Source organism: Streptomyces sp. FH025 (assembly GCF_017427025.1).
Lineage (GTDB): Bacteria > Actinomycetota > Actinomycetes > Streptomycetales > Streptomycetaceae > Kitasatospora.
Genome location: NZ_JAFLNG010000596.1, coordinates 1 through 4,881 on the forward strand (window position 1 = coordinate 1; position 4,881 = coordinate 4,881).

The following is a 4,881-nucleotide window of genomic DNA, read 5'->3' on the forward strand; positions in this document are numbered from 1 at the left end:
CGCCACGGGGGAGGCCTCCGGCACACCGAGCCGCGTGAAGATCGCGTGCGCCTCCTGGAGACAGGCGAGCCCGCGGGCCGGCTGCGCGAGGGCGAGCAACGCCTCGCCCAGCGCGGCGTTGGCCAGGCCCTGGCAGTAGGCGGAGTCCAGCTCCTGCGCGATCGCCAGCGACCCGCCCGCCGCCTCGGCGGCCTCGGCGTGCTGCCCGGCGGTGAGCAGGGCGGAGGCGAGGCGGGCCAGGGTGTAGCCCTCCCACAGGAGGTTCTGCTGCGACTGGTACAGCCCGTGCGCCTCCCTCAGGTGCGGGACGGCCTCGATGCCGGAGAGCACCACGCCCAGCTGGTAGAGGGTCTGGGCGAGCAGCGGGCCGTTCTTGGACTCGCGCGCGGCGGCCACGCCGTCGCCGGCGGACTTGATCGCCGTCTCGGTCATGCCGAGCCGGTGCTGGGCCCGGGCCATGTTGCTGACCACCCGCGCCTCCAGGAAGGGGGCGCCGACGGCCTGGCTGGTGGCACGGGCCTGTTCGTAGAACGACAGGGCCTCGGCCGGACGGTTGCTGACGTTCAGCATCACGCCCAGCATGTTGGCCGTGGCGAGGAGCAGGAAGGTCGGCTCGTCCGGCGCCTGGTGGTCCAGGCTCCGGCGGAAGGACTGTTCGGACCCTTGGAAGTCACTGGTAGCGGACTGCAGGGTGCCGAGGGCCAGGTGCACCCGGGCGAGCGCGGCGCGGTCGCCGCGGTGCTCCGCCTCGCGGCCGACGGTCTCCAGGATCTGTCGTCCCTGGGGGCCGTGGGTGGGGTCCGGGCCGAGGCCGTACAACAGGATCAGCAGGTCGATCGCCGCATGTTGAGAGGCACGGGGGCCGTTCGCCGCCGCAGCCGTGGCGTTGAGCAGCAGAGCGCCCTCGGTCCGCAGCCAGTCCTGAGCGGAGCCGCTGGTGGGCAGGCTGATCCCCGCCGAGGAGGGCGTGGTCAGCAGCTCCGGTTCGGCGTCGTCCGGCTCGATGGCCCGGGCCGCGTTCCGGACGGTCGGGATCAGCAGGTCGAGCAGCCGCAGCACCGCCCGATCCTGCTCCCGGGTGTCCCCGATCCGCTCGTTCTGCCGCTGGGCGTAGAGCCGGAGCAGGTCGTGGTAGCGGTAGCGGCCGGGAGCGAAGCACTCCAGCATGTTCGCCTCGACCAGGGCCTCGACGAGGTCCTCGGCGGTGTACTCGTCCACGCCGAGCAGTGCCGCGGCGGCCGCCAGGGGGATGTCGGGGGAGTCGATGAGCGCGAGCAGCCGAAAGGCGCGGGCCTCGGTCGCGGACAGCTGTCCGTAGCCGAGCCCGATGGTGGTCTCCACGGCGAGGTTGCCGAGCTGGAGTTCGTCCAGTCGCCGGCGTTGATCGGCTAACCGACGGGCCAGGTCGGAGACGCTCCAGCGCGGACGGCTGGCCAGTCGGGCGGCGGCGATGCGGACGGCCAGCGGCAGGAAACCGCAGGCGGTGACCACCTTCATGGCCGCCTCGGGCTCGGCGGCGACCCGTTGCTCGCCGACGATGGCCGAGAAGAGCGCCAGCGCCTCGTCCGGGGTCAGCTCCTCGACGTCGAACAGCTGGGCACCGGGGATGCCGGCGAGCCGGGAGCGGCTGGTGGCGAGCACCGCGCAGCCGGAGACTCCGGGGATCAGCGGCCGGATCTGGTCGGCATCGCGCGCGTTGTCGAGCAGGATGAGCATCCGCCGGTTGGCGAGCAGGGAACGGTAGAGGGCGGCGCGCTGTTCGAGCGAGTCGGGGTTCTCGGTGACGCCGAGCGCGTGCAGGAAATCGCCCAGGACGACCACCGGGTCGGCCGGCGAGGCGCCGGCGCCTCTCAGGTCGACGTACAGCTGCCCGTCCGGGAACTCGGCGCGGACCCGGTGGGCGACGTGCACCGCGAGGGTGGTCTTGCCGACGCCGCCGATGCCGGCCAGCGAGGTCACGACCACGGCCTGACCGGTGGCGTTCATCAGGACCGCCGAGAGGTCGCCCACCAGTTCCGAGCGCCCGCTGAAGTCCGATACATCGGCCGGGAGTTGGGCCGGAGCGGGGGGTGTGGCCGGGCCGTCCTCGCGGACGGCGGGGGCGGGGACGACCGGGACAGCGAGCGCCGGGTCGGCCGCGAGGATGCGGGTGTGCATCGAGGACAGGCCCGCGCCCGGTTCGACCCCGAGCTCCTCGATCAGCAGCTTGCGGGTGTCGGTGTAGACGCCGAGTGCCTCGGCCTGGCGTCCGCAGCGGTACAGCGCCAGCATCAGCAGTTCTCGCAGGCGTTCGCGCAGCGGGTGCTCGGTCGTCAGGTTGTTGAGCTCGCCGACGATCTCGGCGTGCAGGCCGATGTCGAGCGCGGCGGCGCACAGCTCCTCGGTCGCCGCCACCTGGCGTTCGGCCAGCCGTAGCCGCTGGGCGTCGGCGTAGGGCCCGGGGATGCCGGTGAGCGGGCGGCCGCTGAACAGGTTCAGCGCCTCGGCCAGCAGCCGGTGGGTCTCGTGCCTGTCGCCCGCGGCGCGGGCGGCCGCGGCCTCGCTGGAGAGCCGTTCGAAGACCGACAGGTCGAGGGCCTCGGCCGGGATGCGCAGCGCGTAGCCGTCGGCCACCGAGACCAGCAGTTCGGCGGGTCGGCGGACCTCCCGCCGGGGCTCGATGACGGAGCGCAGCCGGGAGACGTAGGTGCGGAGCGCGGCCACGGCCTGGGCCGGGGGCCGCTCGCCCCAGAGCGCGTCGACGAGGCCCTGCGTGGTGACGGGGCGTCCGGAGTGCAGCAGGAGGGTGGTCAGAACGGCCTGTTGCTGGGGGGATCCGAGGGAGAGGGGTTTACCGTCGAGCCAGGCCTGGACCGGACCGAGGACTTGGAAGCGCAACGCAGGGGTCTGCGGCGTCTCCCGAAACTCCATGAAGTCCCCCGATGGCCTGTGGTGTCGATTCCGTGAAAGGGCGCTCGGCGGTCCGCCGTGGTGCTTCAGCTTAGGCGGACGCCTGACTCTGCCGGACGGCACCGCAAGCCGCACGATGTTTATCGGACATTTAATCAACCCTACGATACTGTCCGCACGCCCGTGCCACGGAGGTCGGGCGGGACACATTTGATGACCGAAAGGCGGCCGCCCAATGGCCAACGACCAGAGCGAGACCCCGGTGCTGTCGACGCCCGAGAACACGGCGCAGACCGGCACCCCGGCCGCCGCTGTGGAGGCGGGCAAGGCTGTCGAGGGCGCGGTGACCGCGGCCTCGAACCCGACCGAGTACACCGCGCCGACGGACGCCGAGAGGGCCGCGTTCGAGAACGGCTCGTTCGGCGACGAGGGTCAGCACATCGGGGAGCCCGCCCCGTCGGCCGCTGACGAGCAGGGCCCGTACAAGCCCGAGAGCCTCGTCGGCGGCAACCCGTAAGCAGCGCCGGCCGAGTGCCCCCGTGCCCCCGTCCGGGCGCGGGGGCACCGCTCGTTATGCGCGCGCCAATTCGTGTGCGAGCCCATCGGGGAGGCCGATTCACCGGTGGCCGATTCCCGCCCACGGTGCACGCATGGTGACCGGTGATATCCGTAACGTGCCCGACGTCGAGCGCGGGGGCGTTCCGGAATTCCGGATTCACCGGGGATAGCAAGGTCCGGAATGTAGCTGTTCGCGGGGATTTCGCCGCAATTACCAGGGCTGACGGTATTCGGTCGAATCGCGGGCCTCGGGGGCGGGTGAGACGTGGTTCGGTTCGGCGGTCCATTCGCGGCCGCCCCCCTCGGGGCGCAGGTAGTGCTCGCCGCCGACGGTGTCCATGTAGATGCCGGTGCGTCCGGTCCTCCGGTCGAGGACGAGTTCACCGGTGTGCGGCCGGTAGGCCGAGGTGTTCCGCTGTCGGGTGCTCACCGCCTGCTCCTTTCGGCGCGTGCCTCACATCTCTAGAGAAGCTAATATCTCTAGAGATGTCAACGGCCTGTCGTATCTCCTTACCGGCGGCCGGAGGCACGCCTAGGATTTGCCCGAGCAGAGGGAGCGGCGATGACCGGCAGCAGTGGCGACAGGCAGCCCAAGTACCAGCGGATCGCCGACTCCCTGAAGGCGGACATCGACGCCGGCCGCTACCGCCCGGGCGACCGGCTGCCCGGCGAGAACGACCTGATGGACAAGTACGGCGTCGCCCGGATGACCGCCCGCCAGGCGCTCGGAGTGCTGCAGAGCGAGGGCATCGCCGAGGCCCGCAAGGGCGCGGGGGTGTTCGTCCGGGACTTCCGGCCGCTGCGGCGGCGCGGCATCCAGCGGCTGGCGCAGGGGCAGTGGGGGTCCGGGCGGTCGATATGGTCCGCGGACATCGACAACCGCACCCTGGTGGTCGACCAGGTGTCCGTCGCCGAACTGGGCGCGCCCGAGCACGTCGCCCGGGTGCTCGGAGTGGAGCCGGGCACGCCGATGTGCGTACGGCAGCGCCGCTTCGTCCTGGACGGCAAGCCGGTGCTGCTCTCCACCTCCTACCTGCCCGCCGTCCTGGTCGCCGGCACCGCGATCACCCGCGAGGACACCGGCCCCGGCGGCACCTACGCACGCCTGGCGGAACTCGGCGCCAAGCCCGTCCACTTCCGCGAGGAGGTCCGCTCCCGGATGCCCAGCGCCGAGGAGTCCACCCGCCTCGAACTCTCCGCCGGCACCCCGGTCATCCTGATCTGCCGCACCGCCTTCGCCGACGAGGGCCAGGTCGTCGAACTCAACGAGATGACCCTCGACGCCGCCTCCTACGTCCTGGAGTACGACTTCGACGCCTGACGCACCGGCACACACGGCCCCTGGTGCCAACCGCTCGGGCTGCGCGCCGTCCCCCTCATCGGCCCGGGCTCGTCAGCGCCTCCAAGTCCTCCACGGTCTTCGTGACGCCGGAG

The 4,881-nt window shown here is 72.0% G+C and carries 4 protein-coding genes; 2 read left to right on the forward strand and 2 right to left on the reverse strand.

Features of this window, described 5'->3' with window-relative positions; all coding sequences use genetic code 11:
• Nucleotides 1-2,910: BTAD domain-containing putative transcriptional regulator (locus J0670_RS30170; RefSeq protein WP_207814878.1), on the reverse strand; the 2,910-nt coding region annotated here is incomplete at its 3' end.
• A gap of 214 nt (nucleotides 2,911-3,124) precedes the next feature.
• Here J0670_RS30170 and J0670_RS30175 point away from each other — a divergent pair.
• Nucleotides 3,125-3,406: a hypothetical protein gene (locus tag J0670_RS30175; RefSeq protein WP_207814879.1), complete on the forward strand. Its 282-nt coding sequence runs from the start codon at nucleotides 3,125-3,127 to the stop codon at nucleotides 3,404-3,406.
• A gap of 252 nt (nucleotides 3,407-3,658) precedes the next feature.
• Here J0670_RS30175 and J0670_RS30180 read toward each other — a convergent pair whose 3' ends face one another.
• Nucleotides 3,659-3,877: a hypothetical protein gene (locus tag J0670_RS30180; RefSeq protein ID WP_207814880.1), complete on the reverse strand. Its 219-nt coding sequence runs from the start codon at nucleotides 3,875-3,877 to the stop codon at nucleotides 3,659-3,661.
• A gap of 132 nt (nucleotides 3,878-4,009) precedes the next feature.
• Here J0670_RS30180 and J0670_RS30185 point away from each other — a divergent pair, with 132 nt between their 5' ends.
• Complete coding sequence (locus J0670_RS30185) at nucleotides 4,010-4,768, forward strand: GntR family transcriptional regulator (protein WP_207814881.1); 759 nt, start codon at nucleotides 4,010-4,012, stop codon at nucleotides 4,766-4,768.
• The last annotated feature ends 113 nt before the right edge of the window (nucleotides 4,769-4,881 follow it).